Raw genomic sequence first — 23625 nt, forward strand, 5'->3', positions numbered from 1 at the left:
ACTCACCAACCGCCCACTCAGCGGCCGATCACTTTCTGCGCGATCCGCTTGACCGCGCACCGCACGCGGCTCACCGGCAGCGTGAACTCGCCGGGCAGTTCCTCCACGTACCCGTTGAATCCCTGCTTGAACTCGAGCACGCCGTGCCCTTCGCTGTGCGGGTCGTCGAACACGCCGTCGATGCCGTAGAAATTGTACCGATCGATGCCGCGCTCTACGCACAACCGCAGCATCGCCTCGTGCTGGATGAGCGCGGAGGCATAGAACGGCTTGAATTCCTCGAGCGAGCCGGAGAACAGGTAGACGACCTCGTTCGGATGCTCGACGAACAGCGAGCACGCGGCCGGCAGCATGTCGCCGCGTGCCGCCAGTTCGCGCGCCGCCTGCAACCGTTTGTTCACGGCGGCCAGATTGCTCGACTCCTCGTTGTACCGCCGGCGCAGTTTGGTCGTCTCGCGCACCTGCATCTTCGCGCCAATCGAATCGACGAGCGCCTGCAGATCACTCGCCTTGCGCTGCATCGATTCGAGGTAGCGCGCGGTGTCGATATACGCGACCATGAAATGCGCGCGCGCACCGAACGCATGCGCGAAATCATGGAAGTATCGCTCGCCGCGGAACGCGAACCGGCGGCGTTCGGCGGTCTGCTGTTCGATCTGCGCGAACACGCCGAACTCGCTTTCACCCACTTCGCGCACCACCACGCCCATGCTGCGCGCGCGTGTGACGCTCCACTGTGTGCGCTTGGAATACGATTCGAGCAGCGCGCGCTCGCTGGAGATCCCCGTGAGGTCCTTGACGTAGACCCAGCGGTTCATCACCGAGTCGTAGCCGGTGCCGAACCCTTGGTGCCGCCAGTGCGCACGCGTGTAGTCGCGCATAAGCGCGCCGTCCGCCGCGCCGTCCGCGCTGCCGTCGGAATGATGCCTGCGGTAGACGTCATTGGGCCAGCACGAGATGCTCAGCGCGTGGTGGCGCCGGCCATCCTCGAGGATCGCCTCGCTCACCGCGCTCACCATGTCCGGGGCGTCCGGGTCGCACAGCGGCCCCGCCCACACCGACCCGACCGGGCCGAAGCGCGAGGGCGTGTACGCAATCATCGCGCCGGCGACCGGCTCGTCATGTTCGTCGACGACGCCGACGAGCGACGTGCTTGCGCCGTGCGCCTGCGCCATGTCGCGCATGCTCAGCGACTGCTGGAAGCTCCCTTCGGCCATGCGCTGCGAGAGCTGCTCGAATTCGTCGTCGCGCAGCGGGCGCACGTTCCAGTGATGCGCGCGTGCGGGTGCCTGTGCCATCGTCCTGCCTTCCGTGAGCGGTTTGATCGTACGGATGCTATGAAAATATACCGCACAGATGTTGCGCTCAAAGCAGATAATTATCGCACAGAAAAATAAGAAATGATTATCGCCGAGAGCAAACCGTGTGCACAAGCCGCTCGAGGCGGTAGAGCGCGGGGCGCAGCACGCGCATGAACTCGCCCGGCAGCTCCTCCACGTACCCGTTGAATCCCTGCTTGAACTCGAGCACGCCGCGGCCCTCGCTATTGGGGTCGTCGAACACGCCGTCGATGCCGTAGAAGTTGTAACGCGCGATGCCCTGCTCCACGCACAGCCGCAACATCGCCTCGTACTGGATCAGCGCGGACGCGTAGAACGGCTTGTATTCCTCAAGCGAACCCGAGAACAGATAGACAACCTCTTGCGGCATGTCTACAAACAGCGACGCCGCGACCGGGATCCGCTCGCCGCGCGCCACGAGCACGCGCGCCTCGTCGAGCCGCTTGCGCGCGGCCGCGAGATTGTTCGACTCCTCGTTGTGGCGCCGGCGCAGTTTCGTCGTCTCATGCACGGCAATCTTGGCTTCCAAATCATCCACGAGCCGCTGCAGGTCGTCGGCCTTCCGCTCCATCGCATTGAAGTAGGCCTGCGTGTCGATTTCGGCGATCAGGAAATGCGCGCGCTCGCCGTACGCCTGCGCGAACTGGCGGAAATACTCCTCGCCGCGGTAGGCGAAATGCCGGCGCTCGGCGGTGGCTTGCTCGATCGACGCAAACAGGTGCAGCTCGTCCATGCCGATCTGCCGGATGCACACCCCCATGCTGCGCGCGCGTTTGACGCTCCACTGGGTACGCTTCGAGAACGACGCGAGCAGCTGCTCCGCGCTGGCGATGCCGGTGAGGTCCTTGACGAACCGCCAGCGCGGCACGGCCGTGTACCCGCGTGTAAACCCGCCGTGGGCCATGTGCGCGGCGGTGATGTTCGCGATCATCGCGTTGTCCGGGTCGCTTGCCGGGTCGCCGGCGATCGGCTCGCCTTCCGCGTTGAGCACGCGGTACGGCTGTTCGGGTGTGATGTCGAGGTGCACGGCGTGCAGGCGCTTGGCGTACGCGGCCAAGTGGTCCAGAAAGAATGTGGTCAGTTCGCGGTCGTCGTAGTCGCACAGCGGACCGTCGTGCACCGCGCAGAATGTGGCGGGGCCGGACCCGTGCACCTCGAGCAGTGCGGCCGCCACGGTCTCGGTGCCTTCGCGCACGCCGACGAAGCGCGTGGCCACGCCGTTGGCGCCGCGCAGGCGGGCCGCCATCACGGTCTGTTGGAAGTTGCCGCGCGGCGCGCGCTCGGAGAACGCCTCGAAGTCGTCCGCGGAAAGTTCGGTGAACGTCAAAGAACGCATGAATACCTACTATGCAGTCTTACTTTGTCTCTGTTGATTCTCTATTGATATTGATTCGCCTAGTCGTCGAGCAGCGCTTTGACGGCGGGCACGAGCGCGCGCAACGCCTTGCCGCGGTGCGAGATCGCGTTCTTCTGCTCGGGCATCATCTGCGCGCTCGTAAGCAGCTCGCCGCTGTCTCGCGCGGCCTGCGGCTGGTCGTCGGGCATGAAGATCGGGTCGTAGCCGAAGCCGTTCGCGCCGTGCGGATGGCGCAGGATTGTGCCGGGCATCTCGCCAAGCGCGACGGTCTCGTGGAACTCACCGAGTCCGTCGCCGTCGCTCTCCACCGGCACCACGAGCGCGGCGGCGCAGCGGAAGCGCGCCGTGCGGTCGTCGTCGGGGATGTCTTCGATCTGCGCAAGCAGCAGGCGGTTGTTCGCCTCGTCGTCGCCGTGCGTGCCCGACCAGCGCGCGGAGAGGATGCCGGGCGCGTTGCCCATCACATCGACGATCAGGCCGGAGTCGTCGGCGATCGCCGGCAGCCCGGTCTCGCCCGCCACGAAGCGCGCCTTGAGCAGCGCGTTCTCCTCGAAGGTCACGCCCGTTTCGGCCGGGTCGGCAAGGCCCAGGCTGCCGGCGGAGACGAGTTCGATGCCCTGCGCGGCGGCGCTGAGTTGCTCGTTGAGGATGTTGCGGATCTCCACAAGTTTGCCTTCGTTGTGCGTGGCGACGACGATCTTCACGGTGTGCTCCTTGGTGCGGTTGCGGTTGGACTGGGTGGATTGCCGAGTGCGGTCTCAGCGCTCGGCGAGTTCGGCGAGCGCGTCGGCCTGCGCGCGCTGCAGTTCGCGGTTGCCTTTGGTGGCCAGGTCGAGCAGCACGTTGAGTTCGTCGCGTGAGAACGGGCGGTGCTCTGCGGTGCCCTGGATCTCGACGAAGTCACCCGAGCCGGTCATCGCCACATTCATATCGGTCATGGCCTGACTGTCTTCGATGTACGGCAGGTCGAGCATGGGCGTGCCGTTGATCACGCCGACCGAGACGGCGGAGACGCTGTCTTTGAGCACGCGCTCCACGCTGCGAATCTTATGCTGGCTCTTCGCCCAGTGCAGCGCGTCGACGAGCGCCACGTACGCGCCGGTGATCGACGCGGTGCGCGTGCCGCCGTCTGCCTGCAGCACGTCGCAGTCGAGTTGAATCTGGTTTTCACCCAGGGCCTTCATATCCACGACCGCGCGCAGGCAGCGGCCGATCAGGCGGCTGATCTCGTGCGTGCGCCCGCCGACCTTGCCGCGCACGGATTCGCGGTCGGTGCGTTCTGCGGTGGCGCGCGGGAGCATCGCATACTCCGCGGTCACCCAGCCCAGGCCGCTGTCTTTGCGCCAGCGCGGCACGCCGGGGGTGAATGTGGCGGTGCACATGACGCGCGTGTTGCCGCATTCGATGAGCACGGAGCCTTCGGGCACATCGGTGAAGCTGCGGGTGATCTTCACGGGACGCAGTTCGTCGACGGCGCGGCCGTCGGTGCGGATGATCGTCTGGGCGTCGAGCATGTCTTTGATTTGCACGGTGTTGCTGTTCCTCTCCGGGTGCGCACGGCAGCGCACCGTTTATGTTGCTCTTTGCAGGATAGTACGCGCGCGCCGGTTCAGCGCGTGGCTACTTCGCGAGCGGATGTTCGGGAAGCGCGCGGTCGACGAGGCACACGACCGCGCCGCTCGCCAGGAACGCAGCGAGCACTTTGAGACACGCGATGCCGAACTGCGCCCAACCCACGGCCGGCAGGTTCAGGAAGTCGTAGGGGTATGGGCTGCCGCCGGCGCCGGGGCCGGCGTGCGGCCACCACCACGCGCGCACAAGCACGAACGTCAGGTAGAGCGGCGGGTAGATGAGCCACAGCAGCGGGTAGGACGCCTTGAGGCGCCGGTGTTCGTCGAAGAGCAGAAAATCGAGCACCACCATGGCGGGCACGATGCGGTGCAGCATCGTGTTGGTCATGATGCCCATGATCTGCGGTACATAGCGCGGATCGTCAGGCGGCAGCATCGTGAACGCCACAAGCGCCACCACGATCGCGTAGGTGGTGGCGGCGCCTTTGAGCCATGCCGGCGGCTGCACGCCGCGCACAAGGCTCGCCGCGCCCGCCCACAGCATGACGAAACCGACGAGCGCGCCCGTCTGGAACGTGAAATACACCCAACGGTTCGGCTGGGTCCATGCTTCCGACGTGCCCATCACGCACAGCGCCACAATCGCCAGGCGCCAGATTCCCGCAACAAAACGCATGGCCCCAGTTTAGCGTGCGGTCCTGCACCACCCGCGCGCCGCCACCCCTCGACCCGCCCGCAGCGCATTGCCGCTCGCGGCGACTACGCTAAGAGCAACGCTGCACACAGCACGACGGAACAACCACGTCCCGCCGCCGGCACAGCGAAGTACGCACCAGCCGCCCAGCAAAGGAGCCATCCATGCCCACACAACCCATCCAGACAACGCCACACCCCCGTTCGATCAGCGGACCGGTCAACCCTTCGATGATGACCGACATGTACGAGTACACGATGCTCGACGCCACGCTGCAAGACGGCACCGCCAACCGCGACTGCGTGTTCGAGGTCTTCACACGCCACCTTCCCGAAGGGCGCCGCTACGGCGTGGTCGCCGGCATCGGCCGCCTGCTCGACGAACTCGAGGCGTTCCACCCGAGCGAAGACGACCTGCGGTTCCTGGCCGACCGCCACATTGTGAGCAAAGAGACAATCACTTGGCTTGAGAACTACCATTTCAACGGCACGATCCGCGGCTACCGCGAAGGCGAGGCGTACTTCCCCAATTCGCCGATCCTGCAGGTCGAGGGCACCTTCGGCGAGTGCACGCTGCTCGAAACGCTGATCCTGTCGATCCTCAACTACGATTCGGCGGTGGCCGCGGCGGCCTCGCGCATGACTTCGGCCGCGAAGAACCGCCCGTGCATGGACATGGGCGGCCGGCGCACCAACGAGTGGGCGGCCGTGGCGGCGGCGCGCGCCTCGATCGTGGGCGGCTTCAAGGGCACGGCGAATCTGCTCGCTGCGCAACTGTACGGCCTGACCGCGATCGGCACTGCCGCGCACTGCTTCACCCTCGTGCACGACAGCGAGCGCGCCGCGTTCGAATCGCAGATCGCCGCGCTCGGCAGGAACACGACGCTGCTCGTCGACACGTACAACATCGAGGAGGCCGTGCGCACGGCGGTCGAAGTGGCCGGCCCGGAGCTCGGCGGCGTGCGCATCGACTCGGGCGATCTGGCCGCGCTCGCCCAGCGCGTGCGCAACCAGCTCGACGCGCTCGGTGCGGTCAACACGAAGATCACGGTGACGAACGACCTCGACGAATACGCAATCGCCGCGCTGCAGACAGCGCCGGTCGATTCGTACGGCGTCGGCACGCAGCTCGTCACGGGCTCCGGCGCCCCCACATGCGCGATGGTCTACAAGCTCACCGAACGCATGGGCGCGCACGGCGCAATGGAGCCGGTGGCGAAGAAGTCGAAAGACAAGGCCACGGTGCCGGGGCGCAAGCTCGCGTTCCGCTCGTACGAATATTCGCTTGCGAGCTGTGAGCATGTCATCGCGGGCAATGCGCAGGCGCTCGCCGATTTTGCGCCGGGCGAAGGGTGGAAGGACCTGCTCGTCGACTATGTGGACCACGGGCAGATCGACAACCAGTGGCGCGGGCATGACGCGATCATGAACGCGCGCGACTACCACGCGCAGGCCCTGAGCGAGCTGCCGATCACCGCGCAGTCGCTCATGCGCGGCGACCCGGTGATCCCCACCGAGACGACCGTGCTGCCGCAGTGAGCCACGCGGCGCCCGCGCCCCCGGTGCGCGGGCGCCGCTGGTCCTCCCGTGGTATACTGGGACGACGTAAAGGAACAAATCCGAACAATTATAATCACAACTCAACAGACATAGAACGACACGATGGAGTGACCATGTTCGAACCAACAGCCGTCTACACCCCCGACCCCACCCGCTACGAATCGATGCGCTACGTGCACAGCGGCGATTCCGGCCTGCAGCTTCCGGAAGTCTCGCTGGGCCTATGGCACAATTTCGGCGACATCACGCCGTACGCGCAAATGAAAGAGGTCGTCTTCACCGCCTTCGACAACGGCATCACGCACTTCGACTTGGCGAACAACTACGGCCCCGAACCGGGCAGCGCGGAGAAGAACTTCGGGCGCATCATGCGCGAATATTTCCCCTGCCACCGCGACGAGATGGTCATCAGCACCAAGGCCGGGTACGAGATGTGGGACGGGCCCTACGGGCGTGGCGGTAGCCGCAAATACCTGCTGTCGAGCCTCGACCAGAGCCTTGAACGCCTCGGCCTTGACTATGTGGACATCTTCTACCACCACTGCATGGATCCGGACACCCCGGTCGAGGAATCGATGGGCGCGCTTGCCCAGGCGGTCAACAGCGGGCGCGCGATCTACGCGGGGCTCTCGAACTACGACGGGCCGACGCTCGAACAGGCCGCCGCGATCCTCGACGAGCTGCATGTGCCGTTCGTCATCAACCAGAACCGCTACAACATCTTCGACCGCACGATCGAACGCAACGGGCTCAAAGAGACCGCGAAGAAGCTCGGCAAAGGGCTGATCACCTTCTCGCCGCTCGAACAGGGATTGCTCACCGACCGCTACCTCAACGGCATCCCGGCCGACAGCCGCATCGCGCACGACGGCCGGTTCCTCGGCGAGGACGCGCTCACCGACGAGCGCATGGGCCAGATCCGCGAACTCAACGCCATCGCGCAACAGCGCGGGCAGACGCTCGCCGAGATGGCGCTCGCGTGGCTGCTGCACGACGACGCGGTCACCTCCGTGCTCGTCGGCGCCTCCAAACCGCAGCAGGTGCTCGACGACATCGCCGCGATGAACAACACCGACTTCACCGATGAGGAACTGCGCCGCATCGACGAGATCGCCGGCGCATAACCCGTGCCCGTAGCAGAGACGGCACTGCCCGTAGCGGAACAGGATGCTACGGGCAGTGTGCGTACGCGGACACGGAGGGGTCAGAACCCGCCGCCGGCGCCGTACTCCTCGAAGATGCGCTTGCACTCCGGGCACACCGGGTAGTTCTTCGGGTCGTGTTTCGGCACCCACACCTTGCCGCACAGCGCCACTACCGGGCGGCCGGTCAGGCGCGATTCGGCGATGCGCTCGCGCGAAACGTAATGGGCGAAGCGGTCGCCTTCGCCATCGTTGCTGCGCTGTTCTTGCTCCTCTTCGACCGGACGTTCGAGCACCGCGGTGCCGCCACCCGAATCGGGCGCGAACAGCGGATCGGCGTCATCGAGGCCATCCATCCATGCACTCATCGATCTCTCCGTTTCTGTATGTGTGCGCACGGCGCGCGCCAACACGCGACGCCCCACGCAAAAGCCTGCCTTGTGCCCTCCATTGTGGCACGCATGCCCGGCATCTGTGCGCACAGGCGGCACCAAGAGCGAAAAAACGGGCGAAACACCATGATGCAGGCGCGCCGCACAGTACTCTAGTGCATATGACTATTGCAGTATGCCCCGGATCCTATGACCCCGTGACGAGCGGTCATCTCGACGTGATCCAACGATGCGCGCGCCTGTTCACCGAAGTGCATGTAGTTGTGGCGGTCAATGCGGCGAAGACGCCGCTGTTCACCGAGGATGAACGCGTGGACATCATTCGCCATGCGCTCGCCGATATGCACTGCCACAACGTGGTCGTCAGCTCCACCGACGGCCTGATCACCGACTACTGCACCAAGGTGGGCGCGCCGGTGATCGTCAAAGGCCTGCGCCAGAACGGCGATTACGAAGCCGAGCTGGGCATGGCGCTCGTGAACCGCAAACTCGCCGGCATCGAAACGATGTTCCTGCCCGCCGCGCCGGCCCTCGAACACATCTCGAGCTCGGTCGTCAAAGACGTGGCGCGCCACGGCGGCGACGTGACCGGCATGGTGCCCGACTACGTGATCCCCATGCTGTACACCGCGCTGCACGCCGAGCGGCCGGCCGCGACGGCACAGCACTGAACCGGCAACCAGGCGTAACGAGAGGCCAGAAGGAGCACACCCATGACGGACATGACGGAACCACACCCCGAACCGGAAACCGACCCCACCGGCACCGAGGCTTCGACCCCCACACAGCGTCACCGATTCTCGATGGACGACCTGCCCGACCTGCGCGAAACCCACGACAGCGACGGCGGTGTCACGCCGGCGCATGAGCAGGCCGAGTTCACCACCGTGTACGACGCGATCGACGCGATGGAACGCATGCTCAACGAGGCGAAAGGCTCGATCTTCTCACCCACGGCCGTCAAGATCGACCGCGACGACTTCCTCGAACAGCTGCAGTCGCTCAAATCGATGCTCCCCGTGCAGCTCGAGCGCGCGTCGGCGCTGATGCGCGAGGCCGAGCGCCGGCTCGCCGACGCGCAAAGCCAGGCAAACGTGATCATCACATCCGCGCAGAGCCGCGCCGCCGACATGGTGCGCGACGCGAACGAACAGGTGCGCTTCATGGCGAGCCAGGAGAACGTGACGCAGCTGGCGCGCGAAAAGGCGCGGTCGATGCTCGACAAGGCGCAGAGCAAATCGGACCACCTGACGCAGGGCGCCGACCGCTACTGCATCGGCGTGATGAACGACCTCGAAGAACAACTGCACAAGCTGGAACGCGACGTGCAAGCGGGACTCAAGGTGCTCGAGGACCGCCAGCAGAAAGCCGCCGAGCAATTGCCGCGGCTCGACGAGGGCGACTACCCGGACGACTAGGCCGGCGCGGCGGCGTGGAATACCACGCGCGCGCAGGCGATTGAACCAAATTGAACCAAACAGACAGCGCACAAGCAGCAGACCGGGCCCGCACGCACGGCCCGGCACGAGGAAATGGAGAGCGTGGAGATATGGCACGAGTCACGTATACGGATTGGACGATTCCCGTGGCGCAGATCGGTTCGCGCGCGGGGCAGTCGATGGAGATCGACAAGGCGTTCCCCGCGCCGGGCGGCATCGGCGACACGATTGTCGGCATCACCGAAGGCAGCGACGTGCAGGTGCGCGGGCGGTTCGACTCGATTGTGGACGGGCTGATCTTCACCGGCAGCTTCACCGCGCCGGTGCACGCCGTGTGCACGCGCTGCGACACGCCGCTCGACCGCGACTGGACGGCGCAGGCAACCGCGTTCTTCCCCTTCGAGGAACAGCCTGCGGATGGCGAGAAGACGGCCGCCAAGTCCGACGACGAAGTGGAGATCTTCGCAGGTGAGGACGAGGCGGAGGACGTGTACCCGCTGATCGACCGCGGCGCATTCGCCGACATCGAAGCGTTGATCCGCGACACCTTCGTCGATGCGCTTCCGCTGCAGCCGTTGTGCCGCCCGGATTGCAAGGGCCTGTGCCCGCAGTGCGGCGTCGATCTCAACGAGCACCCCGAGCACGAGCACAAAGTGGCCGACATGCGGTTCGCCGGTCTGGCTGCGCTCAAGGAACAGCTCGAGGCGGAAGAGCAGGGCGACGCCTGAGTTGTACCGCAGGCGTGTTAACATGCTGAACGCTTAAGCTCATATTGTTCGAACGAAACAGAGGATACGACTATGGCACTGCCAAAGTATAAGATGTCGCGCGCCAACACGCGCACGCGTCGCTCCACCTGGAAGGCCAAGGCCGCCCAGACGATCAGCTGCCCGAACTGCGGCGCTCCGACCCTGGCCCACATGGCCTGCCCGACCTGCGGTTCCTACCGCGGCCGCGTCTACCGCGAGGCCATCCGCGCCACGCATTCGCGCTGAATCCAGGCGGTTCACTGACGCTCAACGCTCTGCCATCGACGGGTGGCAGGGCGTTTTTTCTATGCATCGGCGCGCCCGGTGCCCGTTACGGCACCGAGTAGTATGCCAACTATGACTTCACATTCCGTTCGGGTAAGCACAGACATCCCCTCACCTTCCAGCGAGCTGCTCGCCGCGCTCGGCACCACGTTGCAGCCGGACCTGCTCGTGGAGGCGCTCACGCACCGCTCGTTCTCGCACGAGCACCCCGGCGTCAAGAACTACGAGCGGCTCGAGTTCCTCGGTGACGCCGTGCTCGAGCTCGTCGCCACCGAAACGCTGTTCGCGCGCCACCCCGACATGACCGAAGGCCAGCTCGCCAAGATCCGCGCCAAAGCCGTCTCCGAAGAGGAGCTGAGCGCCATCGCGCGCGACAAACTGCATGTGAGCCCCTACATCCTGCTCGGCCACGGCGAGCGCGAACAGGGCGGCGCGGAGAAAAGCTCGATCCTGTGCGACATCGTGGAGTCGCTCATCGGCGCCACGTTCGTGGAGCACGGTATCGACGAGGCGCGCAAGGTCGTGCACCACCTGATCGACAACACGCTCGCCGAAGTCGCGAGCGAAGGCCCGGCGCTTGACTGGAAGACGTCGCTCACCGTGAAGGCGCATCAAATGGGCCTCGGCGAGCCGCGGTACCAGATGTCGGTGGCCGGCCCCGAGTATGCGCCGGTGTTCACGGCGCGTGCCATGCTCGGCGATTCGGTCGAGATCATCGGCACCGGCACCGGCACGAGCAAACGCAAGGCGCAGCTCGCCGCCGCCGAAGAGGGCTGGAAGACGCTCGACGCGCGCGGCAAGGAACAACGCGCGCGCAAGAAGCGGTAGTGCCCATACCCCGATTCAGCATTCGGTCATCACTGTCCACGCCCTGCTTGCTTCCAGTAGTATGGCTGCAACCGTGGGGCCCGCCCCAGCCGTACTATCAACGAGAGGGAAAGCAGTGTCACCTACACCCCTGCAGGCGTTCCGCGGCGTGAACAAATCCGCCGCAGATCAGCACAAGCGCACCATCGCCGACGGAGAGAAGATGACCGGCGCGCAAGCGCTGGTACGCTCGCTGGAGGACCTGGGAGTCAAAGACGTGTTCGGCGTCCCGGGAGGCGCGATCCTGCCCGTATACCACGCGATCAACGACCAGACCGGGTTCCGGTTCATCCTCGCGCGCCATGAGCAGGCCGCGGGGCACGCCGCCGAAGGCTACGCTGTGGCCACGGGTGAGGTGGGCGTGTGCATCGTCACGTCCGGCCCCGGCGCCACGAACATCATCACGGCGATCGCCGACGCGAACATGGATTCGATCCCGATGGTGGTGATCACCGGCCAGGTGGGCGTCGACTCGATCGGCACCGACGCGTTCCAGGAGGCCGACATCGTGGGCGCCACCTACCCGTTGTCCAAGCATTCGTACCTCGTCACCAATGCGCAGGACGTGCCGCGCGTGCTCGCCGAAGCGCATTACATCGCGCGCTCCGGCCGCCCCGGCCCCGTCGTCGTCGATCTGACGAAGACCGCGCAGAACGGCGAGATGTATTATTCGTGGCCGCAGCGCATGATCCTGCCCGGCTATAACCCGGTGACCGAAGCGCACGGCCACGTGCTCGCCGACGCCGCGCGCATGTTCCAGCGCTCGTTCCGCCCCGTGCTGTATGTGGGCGGCGGCGCCGTGCGTTCCGACGCCGGCAATGAGATCAAGGCGCTGAGCGACCTGACCGGCGCGCCGATTGTGACAACGCTGCCCGCGCGCGGCATCGTGCCCGACGACGACCCGGCGGTGCTCGGCATGCTCGGCATGCACGGCACGATCGCGGCGACCGGCGCCGTGCAGCGCTCCGACCTGCTCGTGGCGATCGGCGCGCGCTTCGACGACCGCGTGACCGGTAAGCTCGAGGCCTTCGCCCCGGGCGCGCGCGTGATCCACATCGACATCGACCCGGCGGAGATCGGCAAGAACCGCGTGGCGGACGTGCCGATTGTGGGCGATGTGAAAACCGTGCTGCAGGCATTGATCCCGCAGATCGAGCAGCTGCACAAGGAGTACGGCAAGCCGGATCTGACGACATGGTGGAAGTTGCTCGACAAGTGGGTGGAGCAGTATCCGGTGGCGTACGAGGAGCCGACGGACGGCACGCTTGCCCCGCAGTGGGTCGTGCAGCAGCTTTCGGCCGAGGCGGACCCGAACACGATCTGGGTCTCGGGCGTGGGCCAGCACCAGATGTGGGCCACGCAGCTCATCGAGTTCCACCACCCGCACCAGTGGATCTCGTCGGGCGGCCTGGGCACGATGGGCTTCGGTCTGCCTGCCGCGATTGGCGCCGAAATCGGCTCGCAGCAGTATTTCGACGGCAAGAAGCCGGTGTGGCTCATCGACGGCGACGGTTCGTTCCAGATGACGAGCGAAGAACTCGCCACCGCGTTCATGGAAGGCACGCCGATCAAGATCGCGCTGCTCAACAACTCCGTGTACGGCATGGTGCGCCAATGGCAGACGCTCTTCTACGAGAAGCACTATTCGGCCACGATCCTCCATGAGGAGGAGAAGACCGGGCTCGTGGGCGTACCGGACTTCGTCAAGCTCGCCGAAGCCTACGGCTGCGTGGGGCTGCGCGCACGCACGAAGGAAGAGGCCATCGAGTGCATCCGCAAGGCGAACGAAATCAACGACCGGCCGGTACTGATCGACTTCCACGTGTGGAAAGACGCGATGGTGTGGCCGATGGTCGCCGCCGGTGACGCCAACGACAACGTGACCTACATGCCGGGCATCAAGCCGCTGCTCAACCCGCAGGGTAACGTGAGCCTGCAAGACGAGCCGGAAACCACCGAGGAAAACAACTGAAAGGGGCGCCGCAGATGACATCCTATCCTGCATCCAAGCCGGGTTCCCAGCGTCACACGCTGTCGGTGCTCGTGGAAAACCGACCGGGCGTGCTCGCGCGCATCGCCGGGCTGTTCGCACGCCGCGCGTTCAACATCAATTCGCTTTCGGTCTCACCGACCGAACGCCCCGATATCTCACGCGTCACCGTGACCGCCGACGTGGAGGATGTGCCGCTCGAGCAGATTATCAAGCAGCTCAACAAACTGCTCCATGTGCTCAAGATCGTCGACCTCGACCCCGCCACGACAGTGGAACGCGAGCTCGTGCTCATCAAAGTGGCGGCCGACGAATCGAACCGCTCCGACGTGCTCGAGATCGTGCGCCTGTTCCGCGTGCGCGTGGTGGATGTGAACCCCGAATCGCTCACGATCGAAGCGACCGGCGCGGGCGGCAAGATTGACGCGCTGCTCGGACTGCTCGAGCATTACGGCGTCACCGAGCTTGTGCGGTCGGGCGCGGTCGCGATGACCCGCGGCCCACACGCGCTGAGCGAAAAAGTGGTCGGCTCGGAAATCACCGGCCGCTGAAACCAGCGAACGCCGTGCACCGTGCGCGGGGCATCCGCCCCCATGCGCGGTGCGCGGCGTTCCTATATCGGGTGCCCCGTTCACCGTGGCCTGCGCACCGCTACATCTTTGTGGATTCGCCGTTTGTGTCACTGTTTTCGCCGTTATCGTCACTTTTTAGCCGGATTAATGACGATAACAGCGAAAACAGTGACGTAAACAGCGAAATGCAGCCGGGTAGTAGGCGGACTCCACCGCCTCGTCCGGGCAGATGGCACAATAGTGGCTATGAGCAAACCGGAAGTTCTGATTCTTCAGCATGCGGCGTGGGAAAAACCCGGGCGCATCCTCACCGACCTCGAAGAAATCGAGCTGCCCACGCAGACGCTGAACATCACCACACACAAAAAACCGGACATGCCGGACTTCGACGAAGTGGCCGGCGTGGTGCTGATGGGCGGCCCCATGGGTGCGACCGACGTGGACGACTACCCCGGACTCAAAGCCGAAGCCAAACTCGTGCGCGCCGCCGTGAGCGTGGGCAAACCCGTGCTCGGCGTATGCCTGGGCCACCAAATCATCGCCACGGCGCTCGGCGCCAAACTCAAACGCAACTGCACGCCCGAAATCGGCGTGCTACCGATCAAACGCATGGAACGCCACGACTACTTCTCCATGTGGAGCAAACAGCTCGACGTGCTGCACTGGCACACCGACGCCGTCACACTGCCCGAAGGCGCGCAGCTGCTCGCACGGTCCGCCGAAACCAAAGTGCAGGCGTTCCGCTTCGGATCGGCCCTCGGCATGCAATTCCACCTCGAAGTCACACCACAACTGCTCGAAGAGTGGCTCGACGAACCCACCATGGTCAAACAGCTCAAAGCGGCGGGCGGATCCAAATCCCAACTGCGCGACGCCTACGCCACGGTCTACGGCCAGCTGCAGCCGCTCGCCGAACAGGTGTTCTCTGGGTTCGCCGCGCGCTGCAACACCTACGCGCGCTCGCTCATGAACTAGCCGACGCACGGCCTGCACGGCTCCGGCACGGTGATTTACCGCGGTCTCATTACAGTGGAACACTATGCCGACTTATGACCTGGGACTTGAGCATGTATCGCTCGCATTCGCCACAAAAACCGTGTTCACCGACGTCACGCAGGGCGTGTTCGAAGGCGACCGCATTGGCATCGTCGGCCGCAACGGCGACGGCAAATCCACGCTGCTCAAACTGCTCGCCGGCACGCAGGAGCCCGACTCCGGGCGCGTGACGCGCCGCAACGGCCTGACCTTCGGCATGCTCACGCAGCGCGATACGCTCGACGACAACGCGACACTGCGCGAAGCCGCGCTCGAGGGGCGTGAAGACTACGAATGGGCGTCACAGCAACAGTCGCGCGAGATCGTGGAGGCACTGCTGGGCGGCATGAACCTCGATGCGAAAGTCGGCTCGCTTTCCGGCGGGCAGCGGCGCCGCGCCGACCTGGCGCGCCTGCTGCTCAAGGAATGGGACATCCTCGCGCTCGACGAGCCCACCAACCACCTCGATGTGATCACGATCCACTGGCTCGCCGAACATCTCAAGAACCGGTGGAACCGCGGCACGGGCGCGCTCCTGCTCGTGACGCACGACCGCTGGTTCCTCGACGAAGTGTGCGAATCGATGTGGGAGGTGCACGACGGGCGGATCGAACCGTTCGAAGGCGGTTACAGCGCCTACATGCTGCAGCGCGTGGAGCGCGACCGGCAGGCCGACGTGCGCGAAACCAAGCGCCGCAACCTGGCACGCAAAGAGCTCGCGTGGCTCTCGCGCGGGGCGCGCGCACGGTCCACGAAGCAGAAATTCCACGTCAAGGCGGCCACCGAGCTCATCGCCGACGTGCCGCCGATCCGCAACACGGTGGAACTCAAGCAGATGGCCACCTCGCGCTTGGGCAAGCAGGTCGTGGATCTGGTGGACGTGACGCAGATCTACGACCGCGAGCAGGGTTCGTATGCGGACATCGACCCCGATGCGGCGGCGCTCGCGGCGAACACGCGGTCGGCGAGCACCGTGGACGTGGTGGAGCCGATGGTGCGGGAACCACAAGTGTTCGGCAGCGTCACAATCGCCGTCGACGATGCGGATGACCCGCGGCTCACCTCGGCGTTCGGGGCGCGCGCGGGCGAAGTCGCCGCCGAGCACGGTCTGACGCACCACGAGCCGGAGGGCGAGATCAACGCGTTGCGCGGCACGCGCGGCGAGGCGGAAACCGCTCCGGATGAGACGAGCGCGGCCGTGGAGATCACGGTGAGCGGCCGTAAGATCCTCGACGATGTGACGTGGCTCATCGGGCCGGGCGATCGCTTCGGCATCGTCGGCGCGAACGGCGCGGGCAAATCGACGCTGCTCAAGATCCTCGACGGCACGCTCACGCCCACCGCCGGACGGGTGAACATCGGCAAGACCGTGCGCTTCGCCGTACTTTCACAGCGGCTCGACGAGCTGGAGAAGCTCGGCAAATACAAGGTCAAGGAAGTGCTCAGCCGGTACAAGCCGAGCTACATCGTGGACGGCAAGGAAGTGACACCGGGCCAGCTCATGGAGCGGCTCGGATTCGAGGCAGCGCAACTGATGACGCCGATCCGCGACCTTTCGGGCGGCCAGAAGCGCCGTATGCAGCTGCTGCTGATTCTGCTTGACGAACCGAACGTGCTGATCATGGACGAGCCGGGCAACGATCTGGACACCGACATGCTGGCCGTGATGGAGGATCTGCTCGACACGTGGCCGGGCACGCTGATCGTGGTGAGCCACGACCGTTACTTGCTCGAACGCGTGACCGACGAGCAGTTCGCACTGATCGGCGGCAAGGTGCGCCACCTGCCGGGCGGCGTGCAGGACTACCTCGACATGGTGGAACAGCTCAAACGCGGCGAGGACCCGCTGGGGCTGGAAGGTGCTGCGGCTGGCGCGGCTGGCGAGAATGTTGCTGGCGGCGCCTCCGATGGCGCCGCCTCCGCTGCGTCGGAAACCCTGAAGCTCAGCGGCAAGGCCTATGCCGACGCCTCGCGGCGCGTTTCGGCGATCGAACGCAAACTCGAGAAGCTGGAAACACAGAAAGAGCGGCTCGAGGAGCAGATGGCGGCGCACGACCCAAGCGACTACGTCGGACTCAACGAGCTCAACGGGCAATTGCAGGCGCTCACGACGGAATCGGAGGACCTCGAGGCCGAATGGCTCGACCTTTCCGAGCAAATGGGCCAGTGAACAGCAGCATCGCAAACGCTTGAGCCTCGCATTCTATTTGTCTACAAAACGCAATACGCTCGAACCATGACCGAGCATTCCCACAACGCAAGCAATGCCAACACTTTCAAGGACCCGCAGTTCACCGAAACGCAGATGGCCGGCGACGGCGGCGTCGCGAACGCGGCCGTCGCCTTGAAGCTCTACGACACGGCGTCGCATGAGGTCTCGCGCTTCGAGCCGATCCAGCCGGGCAAGGTGGGCATGTACGTGTGTGGCGCCACGGTGCAGAGCTCGCCGCACATCGGGCACATCCGCGCCGGCGTGGCGTTCGACATCATCCGCCGTTGGTTCCTGCGCTTGGGGTATGACGTCACGTTCATCCGCAACGTGACCGATATCGACGACAAGATCCTCGACAAAGCCGCGGCGGCCGGGCAGCGCTGGTGGGCGCGCGCCTACCACTATGAGCGCGAATTCACCGAGGCCTACGAGCAGCTGGGCGTGCTGCCGCCAACCTATGAGCCGCGCGCGACCGGGCACATCATGGATATGGTCCACCTGATCGAGCGCATCATCGACAACGGCCACGCCTATGTGGTGCGTGACGAAAACGGCGAACTCACGGGCGATGTCTACTTCGATGTGGCGTCGTGGCCGCATTACGGCGAACTCACCCACCAGAAGCAGACCACCGAGGTCGACGAGGCGGCGACCGTGGCCGACCGCATGGGGCCGTCGGTGGACGCCACCGGCGAAGACAAATACAATCCGGCTGACCCGGCCGACCTTTCCGAAGACAAGCGCGACCCGCGTGATTTCGCGCTGTGGAAGCGCCCGAAGCCCACCGACCCGGCCGACGCGCGCTGGAAGACGCCGTTCGGCACCGGCCGCCCGGGCTGGCACATCGAATGCTCCGCGATGAGCTACCGCTACCTCGACGGCATGTTCGACATCCATGGCGGCGGCCTCGACCTGCGCTTCCCGCACCACGAGAACGAGATGGCACAGACGCGCGCGGCCGGCTACCGCACGGCGAACCGCTGGATGCATTCGGCGTGGGTCACCGCGAAGGGCGAGAAGATGAGCAAATCGCTCGGCAACGGGCTCTCGGTGCCCGTCGTGCTCAAGGAGCACTCCGCGTGGGTCGTGCGCTATGCGCTCGGCTCGGTGCAGTACCGGTCGATGCTCGAGTGGTCCGACCAGACGCTCACCGAGGCGCAAGCCGCCTACGACCGCATCATGAACTTCATCGAACACGCGGGCGAAGCGCTCGGCGAGCAGCCGTCGCGCGAGGAGATCGCGGGCGTCTCCGCCGACGATCTGCCGGTGGACTTCGTGGCCGCGATGAACGACGATGTCAATGTTTCACGTGCAACAGCCGCGATCTTCACGCAGGTGCGCGCGGGCAACACGCAGCTCACCGAACTCGTGGACGACGCCGAAACCAGCAAGCGCGCGGCCCTGCGCGCCACGCTTGTCAATGTGCGCGCGATGCTCGACACGCTCGGCCTTGACCCGCTCGCCGAACCGTGGATCAGCGGCGGCGACGAAGCTGGCGGCGAGTCGGCGGCGCAGGACGCGCTCGGGCGCCTCATCGACGCGCAGCTCGAAGCGCGCGCCGCTGCCCGCAAGGCCAAGGATTTCGCGGCCGCGGACAAGATCCGTGACGACCTTGCGGCCCTCGGCATCACAATCGAAGACGGCCCCAACGGCTCGACTTGGTCCCTCGACTGACCTAGCTACAGTTCCGCCGTATCCCAGCCGTCGGCGCGCGGGATGCGGCGGATGCGCGCACTGCACAACACGATCACCGTGGAGAGCGCAAGTGCCGCAAGGAACACCGCGATGGTGCCGCGGAATCCGAGCACAGGCACGATGAGCGAGACGGCGATCCTGCCCTGCATCAACGTCGGCGCCTTCGCATACACGAAGCCGAGCAGCAGCGCGTCGATGATCGGGAACGGCAGGCCCATCACCGAATTCGCGACAAACACAAGCGCATACGACGCGCCATCCGATACTCCAGGCCCATACGCGAACAGCATCGGCGCCACGCACGCGCACAGAAACACGAAACTGACGCAGATGCAGACGCCGACCGGTACGCGGTCGCTCAACCGCGCGGCGGCGAACGCGCCGACGAGCATCATCGCGGCGATGCCGCTGCCGATCGCGCCAATGAGCGTCGCGTCCGTGTTGAACTGCATCAGATGCAATTGAATCGCATATTCGACACCGTTCACACCGAAGTTCAGCAGTGCGGCCGCTACCATGACCGTCACGAGCAGCGGTTTGCGCAGAGACCACGACCATCCGCTCACAAAGTCGCCGAAGAACGACGGGCGCGCGGCGGGCGCGGCCGCGTGCGCCATACGCGGCAGGCGAATGCGTCGCGCGGCCGCACACCACCTACTCGAACACGAAGTCCACGTTGACGATGTACAGCTTCGGCTCCAACGCTTTTTCGATCGTCTGGCGCGCCCCCACGAGCTCCTCCATCTGCACGGTACCCTTGGTGCTGCCGATGAAGATGTCCACATCGAAGTTCATGCCGGTCTTGAACACGTGGATCTTCTCCATCTCGATCCCCGCGGGCAGATGCGTCTCGACTTCGCGCGTCACAACATCGGAGATCTCCTCGTCGTCATGCGTGCCGCCGACGAGCTCCACAAACGCGTCACGCAACACGATGACCGGCTCCTTGATCGTGAGCAGCACAATGATCGTCGTAATGAAGAAATCGCCGGTGTAGTGCAGAAAATCAAATGGTGTGCCATTGGGCAGGAAGTACAGCAGCACCGCCACAATGCCAATGCCGAGCGAGATCATACCGTCGATCCATGTGCCGTTCGCCTCCGCTTTGAGCATGAGGCTCGCGTTGCCGATCGCCCGGTTGCGCGCGCGGTAATACCCCACGAGCATGAGGCACACCGCCACGGCCGCGATCTGGTAGATGATCACCGGGCCGAAACTGAGCCGCTCGCCCTCGCCGTACGCGAAATAGTCGATCGCCACGCGCAGCACGTCGAGGAACGAAAACAGCAGCAGGCAGATCGTGAAGATCGATTTGCAGATCGCGTAGATCGGCTCGAGCGCGAACATGCCGTTGGGGAACCGGTCGCTCACGCGCACCGTCTTCCGGGAGAGATACGACGCCACGCCGCCGGAGATGACCGAGATCACCGTGAACGAGGCGTCGAGGAACATGGATTTGAGGCCGGTGAGGAAGAACACGAAGAATCCGGCGAGCACCATGACCACATTGACGACGATGCCCACCGTCAACGCCTGCTGTTCGATTTTCTTCTGCTTCATGCAGCCACTCCTTCGCGCCACGCTCAACCTCTCCAGCTTAACATTCCACACGGTTATGCGCAGACCAAAACGACATGTCGCACAACGTCCACACAATCCCGCCCTTTTCCCACGCAACGGCTAGAATCGGCTCATTATGGCAGCATTTAGTTCTCTTACAGACAGGCTCTCGAACGCGTTCAAGCATCTCAAGAGCAAAGGCAAGCTCTCCGAAGCGGACATCGACGGCACGATCCGCGAGATCCGCCGCGCGTTGCTCGATGCGGACGTCTCGCTCGACGTGGTGCGCTCGTTCACCGCGCGCGTACGCGAGCGCGCGCTCGGCGCCGAGGTCTCCGAAGCGCTCAACCCGGCACAGCAGGTGGTGAAGATCGTCAATGACGAGCTCACCGACATCCTGGGCCAGGGCGTCGATCGCCCGCTCAACTTCGCGAAGAACCCGCCCACGATCATCATGCTCGCGGGTCTGCAGGGCGCCGGCAAGACGACGCTCGCGGGCAAGCTCGGCTACTGGCTCAAGGATTCGGGCCATACGCCGCTGCTCGTGGCGGCCGATCTGCAGCGCCCGAACGCAGTGACGCAGCTCGAGGTCGTCGGCGAGCGCGCCGGCGTGCCCGTCTACGCGCCGGAGAAGGGCGTGCAGTCCGCGGGCGGCGACGCGGTTTCCGCCCCGGGCGAGACGACCGGCGACCCGGTGAAGGTGGCGCGCGACTCGATCGAATACGCGCGGCAGAAGCTGTACGACACGGTGATCATCGACACCGCCGGCCGACTCGGCGTGGACGAGACGCTGATGCAGCAGGCGCGAGACATCCGCGACGCCGTGCAGCCGAACGAGATCCTGTTCGTGATCGACGCGATGATCGGCCAGGACGCGGTGCGCACCGCCCAAGCCTTCGATGAGGGCGTCGATTTCACCGGCGTGGTGCTCTCCAAACTCGATGGCGATGCGCGCGGTGGCGCGGCGCTTTCGGTCGCGTCGGTGACCGGCAAGCCGATCCTATTCGCGTCGAACGGCGAAGGTCTCAAGGACTTCGAGGTGTTCCACCCGGATCGCATGGCTTCGCGCATCCTCGACATGGGCGACATCCTCACGCTCATCGAGCAGGCGCAGCGCGAATTCGACGAGGAGCAGACGCGCGAGGCCGCCGCGAAGATGGCGGAGGGCAGCTTCGGCCTCGACGACTTCCTGGCCCAGCTGCAGCAGGTGCGCAAGCTCGGTTCGATGAAGTCGCTGCTCGGCATGATTCCGGGCATGGCGCAGCACCGCAAGGAACTCGAACAGTTCGATGAGCGCGAGATCGACCGCACCGAGGCGATCATCCGCTCGATGACCCCCGAAGAGCGCCGCGACCCGAAAATCATCGACGGTTCGCGCCGAGCTCGCATCGCGTATGGTTCGGGCGTCACCGTCTCCGCCGTCAATGCGCTGCTGCAGCGCTTCGAGCAGGCCGCGAAGATGATGAAGCGCATGAGCAACAAAGCCGGCATGGGTGGATTCCCCGGCATGGGTGGCCCCGGCGGCGGCAAGAAAGGCAAAAAGGGGAAGAAAGGCAAGAAGGGCGGCTCCAAGTCGGGCAATCCGATGAAGCGCGAGGCCGAAGAGAAGGCATTGCGCGCACGCCTTTCGGGCAAGCCGAGCTCGGGGGGTTCGGCGTTCGCGAAGAAGCAAGGCACCCCGCAGCTGCCGGAAGGACTGCAGGATGCCTTCGGCGGCGAGCTCCCACCAAACCTGGGTGGCGGCCTGAGCGGTCTCCTCGGCTGAGCCCTTTGCGCGGCGTCACCAACCAAGTCGGGTGGCGCCGCGCAGCCTTTGCTGCCGGCCAGTAGCCCTGCAACCCGCCGCCACTACCCTATCCAGCGTGTGATTGACTATCATTTTCGCCGTAATCGTCACTGTTTTCGCCGTTTACGTCATAAAAACAGAAGAAAAGTGACCAAAACGGCGAAAAGCCTAGGCACCTAGAGACCTACCCACCCCATCCATCAGTCGAAAGGACCTCCATGCTCATCGCACTGTGGATTATCCTGATTGTCTGCCTGCTATGGCTCGCGCTCACCGAACTGCCAGCCGGCTGGGACGGCCACAACCCGCTGCCGTACCTCATCGCGCTCACCCCCATGCTGTGGATCGCGTTCGCCGCGCTCGGCATCGCTGGCCTATGCATGCGCGAATGGGGGTTCGCTGCTTGTTGCGCCGCTGGCCTCATCGCCTCGCTCATGCGCAAAACCGCATACTGGCTCAACAACCTGAAGTCGCCGAACACCGGCGAGGCGATCGCCCGCAAAATCGCCGAACGCAAAGCCCGCGAAGCGCAGGCGCGGCACACGCCCACACCATCCGACGACCGCCTCGACAACGCGCATGACGGCCGATTCCGCGTGCTCACGCTCAACTGCCGCTTCGGCCATGCCAACGCCGCCGAAATCGTGCGCGCGGTGCGGAGCGAAGACGTGGCCGTGCTCGCGTTGCAGGAACTGACCGAAGACCTCGTGCACCAGCTCGATGAAGCCGGCCTCGCCACGCTCCTGCCCTACCGCCAGCTCGGCGACCCGCAGGCGAGCGACAATGGCGGCTTCAACGGCGTGTGGCTGCGCGTCGAACCGGCGCAAAGCACGCCCACCGGCGTGGCGATCCCCGCCGCCGACGTGCCCGCCGTCACACTGCAGGTCTCGCCGATGCGCGATATCACATTCGCCTCCGCGCACACGAAATCACCCCAGCGCAGCTGCCGCGAATGGTCCGAAGGGATAATCGGCTTGGGCGCACTCGCCCGCCCGCAGCAGAATCTGGCCGCTCCGGACACCCCGGCGCACGAGACGATCACGGTGATCCTGGGCGACCTCAACGCGAGCATCCCGCACCCGAGCTTCCGCAAACTGCTCGCGAGCGGATTCCACGACGCCGCGCTCGACGAGGCGAAGGGCCTGCACCCCACGTTCCCCACGTGGCTGCCGTGGCCGCGCATTGTAATCGACCATGTGATCTTCACCGACCATCTGCACGCGAGCGACGTGCAGGCCGTGCGCATCGACGGCTCCGACCATATGGCGCTCGCCGCCACGCTCACCTTGCAGGACGCACGCGAGCCAGTGAATGCGGCCGCCCGCGAAACCTGGCCCGAATCATTGCCGCCGTTGCCCAAGAAAGAGAAGGCGCGCTGAC

Annotated in this window: 22 protein-coding genes; 14 read left to right on the forward strand and 8 right to left on the reverse strand. The window is 65.2% G+C overall.

Annotated features, from left to right (window positions below):
* Positions 1 to 17: 17 nt before the first annotated feature.
* The 5 genes from OU02_RS04340 to OU02_RS04360 form a co-directional block, all read right to left on the reverse strand.
* On the reverse strand, positions 18 to 1298 hold the full coding sequence (locus OU02_RS04340) for an aminoacyltransferase (RefSeq protein ID WP_033488997.1): 1281 nt from the start codon (positions 1296 to 1298) through the stop codon (positions 18 to 20).
* Between the two features lie 106 nt (positions 1299 to 1404).
* On the reverse strand, positions 1405 to 2676 hold the full coding sequence (locus OU02_RS04345) for an aminoacyltransferase (RefSeq protein WP_033488998.1): 1272 nt from the start codon (positions 2674 to 2676) through the stop codon (positions 1405 to 1407).
* Between the two features lie 59 nt (positions 2677 to 2735).
* The gene (locus OU02_RS04350) at positions 2736 to 3401 is read right to left on the reverse strand and encodes a non-canonical purine NTP pyrophosphatase (RefSeq protein WP_033488999.1); all 666 of its coding nucleotides are present in this window, start codon (positions 3399 to 3401) and stop codon (positions 2736 to 2738) included.
* Positions 3402 to 3455: 54 nt separating this feature from the next.
* Entirely contained in the window at positions 3456 to 4211 is a 756-nt protein-coding gene (gene rph, locus OU02_RS04355) for a ribonuclease PH (RefSeq protein WP_033489066.1), read from the reverse strand.
* Between the two features lie 106 nt (positions 4212 to 4317).
* Positions 4318 to 4944 carry a Pr6Pr family membrane protein gene (locus OU02_RS04360; protein WP_033489000.1) on the reverse strand — a complete coding sequence of 209 codons (627 nt, stop codon included), beginning with the start codon at positions 4942 to 4944 and terminating at the stop codon, positions 4318 to 4320.
* Positions 4945 to 5126: 182 nt separating this feature from the next.
* Here OU02_RS04360 and OU02_RS04365 point away from each other — a divergent pair, with 182 nt between their 5' ends.
* Together OU02_RS04365 and OU02_RS04370 are read left to right on the forward strand one after the other, a co-directional pair.
* Positions 5127 to 6500 carry a nicotinate phosphoribosyltransferase gene (locus OU02_RS04365; protein ID WP_051918365.1) on the forward strand — a complete coding sequence of 458 codons (1374 nt, stop codon included), beginning with the start codon at positions 5127 to 5129 and terminating at the stop codon, positions 6498 to 6500.
* Positions 6501 to 6634: 134 nt separating this feature from the next.
* Positions 6635 to 7645, forward strand: coding sequence for an aldo/keto reductase (locus tag OU02_RS04370; protein WP_033489001.1), 1011 nt, complete (start codon positions 6635 to 6637; stop codon positions 7643 to 7645).
* Positions 7646 to 7725: 80 nt separating this feature from the next.
* Here the strand turns inward: OU02_RS04370 and OU02_RS04375 are convergent, their stop codons facing one another.
* Complete coding sequence (locus OU02_RS04375) at positions 7726 to 8031, reverse strand: DUF3039 domain-containing protein (RefSeq protein WP_033489002.1); 306 nt, start codon at positions 8029 to 8031, stop codon at positions 7726 to 7728.
* 185 nt (positions 8032 to 8216) lie between these two features.
* Here OU02_RS04375 and coaD point away from each other — a divergent pair, with 185 nt between their 5' ends.
* The 10 genes from coaD to cysS all read left to right on the forward strand — a co-directional run bounded on the left by coaD (position 8217) and on the right by cysS (position 18878).
* A complete protein-coding gene (coaD, locus tag OU02_RS04380; RefSeq protein WP_033489003.1) occupies positions 8217 to 8726 on the forward strand; it encodes a pantetheine-phosphate adenylyltransferase in 510 nt (169 codons plus the stop codon).
* Between the two features lie 51 nt (positions 8727 to 8777).
* Positions 8778 to 9473: an ATP synthase subunit B family protein gene (locus OU02_RS04385; RefSeq protein WP_033489070.1), complete on the forward strand. Its 696-nt coding sequence runs from the start codon at positions 8778 to 8780 to the stop codon at positions 9471 to 9473.
* Between the two features lie 131 nt (positions 9474 to 9604).
* Positions 9605 to 10222, forward strand: coding sequence for a YceD family protein (locus OU02_RS04390; protein ID WP_033489004.1), 618 nt, complete (start codon positions 9605 to 9607; stop codon positions 10220 to 10222).
* A gap of 72 nt (positions 10223 to 10294) precedes the next feature.
* A complete protein-coding gene (gene rpmF / locus OU02_RS04395; protein ID WP_022858328.1) occupies positions 10295 to 10489 on the forward strand; it encodes a 50S ribosomal protein L32 in 195 nt (64 codons plus the stop codon).
* A gap of 111 nt (positions 10490 to 10600) precedes the next feature.
* On the forward strand, positions 10601 to 11356 hold the full coding sequence (gene rnc, locus OU02_RS04400; RefSeq protein WP_033489005.1) for a ribonuclease III: 756 nt from the start codon (positions 10601 to 10603) through the stop codon (positions 11354 to 11356).
* Positions 11357 to 11471: 115 nt separating this feature from the next.
* The gene (locus tag OU02_RS04405) at positions 11472 to 13367 is read left to right on the forward strand and encodes an acetolactate synthase large subunit (RefSeq protein ID WP_225531675.1); all 1896 of its coding nucleotides are present in this window, start codon (positions 11472 to 11474) and stop codon (positions 13365 to 13367) included.
* 14 nt (positions 13368 to 13381) lie between these two features.
* Complete coding sequence (ilvN, locus tag OU02_RS04410; RefSeq protein WP_033489006.1) at positions 13382 to 13936, forward strand: acetolactate synthase small subunit; 555 nt, start codon at positions 13382 to 13384, stop codon at positions 13934 to 13936.
* 267 nt (positions 13937 to 14203) lie between these two features.
* The gene (locus OU02_RS04415) at positions 14204 to 14932 is read left to right on the forward strand and encodes a type 1 glutamine amidotransferase (protein WP_033489007.1); all 729 of its coding nucleotides are present in this window, start codon (positions 14204 to 14206) and stop codon (positions 14930 to 14932) included.
* A gap of 64 nt (positions 14933 to 14996) precedes the next feature.
* The gene (locus OU02_RS04420; protein ID WP_033489008.1) at positions 14997 to 17162 is read left to right on the forward strand and encodes an ABC-F family ATP-binding cassette domain-containing protein; all 2166 of its coding nucleotides are present in this window, start codon (positions 14997 to 14999) and stop codon (positions 17160 to 17162) included.
* Positions 17163 to 17297: 135 nt separating this feature from the next.
* The gene (gene cysS / locus OU02_RS04425) at positions 17298 to 18878 is read left to right on the forward strand and encodes a cysteine--tRNA ligase (RefSeq protein ID WP_051918378.1); all 1581 of its coding nucleotides are present in this window, start codon (positions 17298 to 17300) and stop codon (positions 18876 to 18878) included.
* Positions 18879 to 18883: 5 nt separating this feature from the next.
* On the opposite strand, the gene OU02_RS04430 is transcribed toward cysS, so the two are convergent.
* On the reverse strand, positions 18884 to 19516 hold the full coding sequence (locus OU02_RS04430) for a hypothetical protein (protein ID WP_051918363.1): 633 nt from the start codon (positions 19514 to 19516) through the stop codon (positions 18884 to 18886).
* 37 nt (positions 19517 to 19553) lie between these two features.
* Positions 19554 to 20459, reverse strand: coding sequence for a cation transporter (locus tag OU02_RS04435; RefSeq protein ID WP_033489010.1), 906 nt, complete (start codon positions 20457 to 20459; stop codon positions 19554 to 19556).
* A 136-nt stretch (positions 20460 to 20595) separates the two neighbouring features.
* Between OU02_RS04435 and ffh the strand changes: the two genes are divergently transcribed.
* Positions 20596 to 22224, forward strand: coding sequence for a signal recognition particle protein (gene ffh / locus OU02_RS04440; RefSeq protein ID WP_033489011.1), 1629 nt, complete (start codon positions 20596 to 20598; stop codon positions 22222 to 22224).
* A 239-nt stretch (positions 22225 to 22463) separates the two neighbouring features.
* Positions 22464 to 23624, forward strand: a complete 1161-nt coding sequence (locus OU02_RS04445; protein WP_033489012.1) for an endonuclease/exonuclease/phosphatase family protein — start codon at positions 22464 to 22466, stop codon at positions 23622 to 23624.
* Position 23625 lies beyond the last annotated feature (1 nt).

The sequence above is a fragment of the Bifidobacterium pseudolongum subsp. pseudolongum DSM 20099 genome (genome assembly GCF_000771225.1).
Classification (GTDB): domain Bacteria; phylum Actinomycetota; class Actinomycetes; order Actinomycetales; family Bifidobacteriaceae; genus Bifidobacterium; species Bifidobacterium pseudolongum.

Bases quoted from the DNA above. Each gene is read 5' to 3' on its own strand.
- OU02_RS04340 (WP_033488997.1), bottom strand. From the start codon at position 1,298: ATGGCACAGGCACCCGCACGCGCGCATCACTGGAACGTGCGCCCGCTG.
- OU02_RS04345 (WP_033488998.1), bottom strand. From the start codon at position 2,676: ATGCGTTCTTTGACGTTCACCGAACTTTCCGCGGACGACTTCGAGGCG.
- rph (WP_033489066.1), bottom strand. From the start codon at position 4,211: ATGCTCGACGCCCAGACGATCATCCGCACCGACGGCCGCGCCGTCGAC.
- OU02_RS04360 (WP_033489000.1), bottom strand. From the start codon at position 4,944: ATGCGTTTTGTTGCGGGAATCTGGCGCCTGGCGATTGTGGCGCTGTGC.
- OU02_RS04365 (WP_051918365.1), top strand. From the start codon at position 5,127: ATGCCCACACAACCCATCCAGACAACGCCACACCCCCGTTCGATCAGC.
- OU02_RS04370 (WP_033489001.1), top strand. From the start codon at position 6,635: ATGTTCGAACCAACAGCCGTCTACACCCCCGACCCCACCCGCTACGAA.
- OU02_RS04375 (WP_033489002.1), bottom strand. From the start codon at position 8,031: ATGAGTGCATGGATGGATGGCCTCGATGACGCCGATCCGCTGTTCGCG.
- coaD (WP_033489003.1), top strand. From the start codon at position 8,217: ATGACTATTGCAGTATGCCCCGGATCCTATGACCCCGTGACGAGCGGT.
- OU02_RS04385 (WP_033489070.1), top strand. From the start codon at position 8,778: ATGACGGAACCACACCCCGAACCGGAAACCGACCCCACCGGCACCGAG.
- OU02_RS04390 (WP_033489004.1), top strand. From the start codon at position 9,605: ATGGCACGAGTCACGTATACGGATTGGACGATTCCCGTGGCGCAGATC.
- rpmF (WP_022858328.1), top strand. From the start codon at position 10,295: ATGGCACTGCCAAAGTATAAGATGTCGCGCGCCAACACGCGCACGCGT.
- rnc (WP_033489005.1), top strand. From the start codon at position 10,601: ATGACTTCACATTCCGTTCGGGTAAGCACAGACATCCCCTCACCTTCC.
- ilvN (WP_033489006.1), top strand. From the start codon at position 13,382: ATGACATCCTATCCTGCATCCAAGCCGGGTTCCCAGCGTCACACGCTG.
- OU02_RS04415 (WP_033489007.1), top strand. From the start codon at position 14,204: ATGAGCAAACCGGAAGTTCTGATTCTTCAGCATGCGGCGTGGGAAAAA.
- OU02_RS04420 (WP_033489008.1), top strand. From the start codon at position 14,997: ATGCCGACTTATGACCTGGGACTTGAGCATGTATCGCTCGCATTCGCC.
- cysS (WP_051918378.1), top strand. From the start codon at position 17,298: ATGGCCGGCGACGGCGGCGTCGCGAACGCGGCCGTCGCCTTGAAGCTC.
- OU02_RS04430 (WP_051918363.1), bottom strand. From the start codon at position 19,516: ATGGCGCACGCGGCCGCGCCCGCCGCGCGCCCGTCGTTCTTCGGCGAC.
- OU02_RS04435 (WP_033489010.1), bottom strand. From the start codon at position 20,459: ATGAAGCAGAAGAAAATCGAACAGCAGGCGTTGACGGTGGGCATCGTC.
- ffh (WP_033489011.1), top strand. From the start codon at position 20,596: ATGGCAGCATTTAGTTCTCTTACAGACAGGCTCTCGAACGCGTTCAAG.
- OU02_RS04445 (WP_033489012.1), top strand. From the start codon at position 22,464: ATGCTCATCGCACTGTGGATTATCCTGATTGTCTGCCTGCTATGGCTC.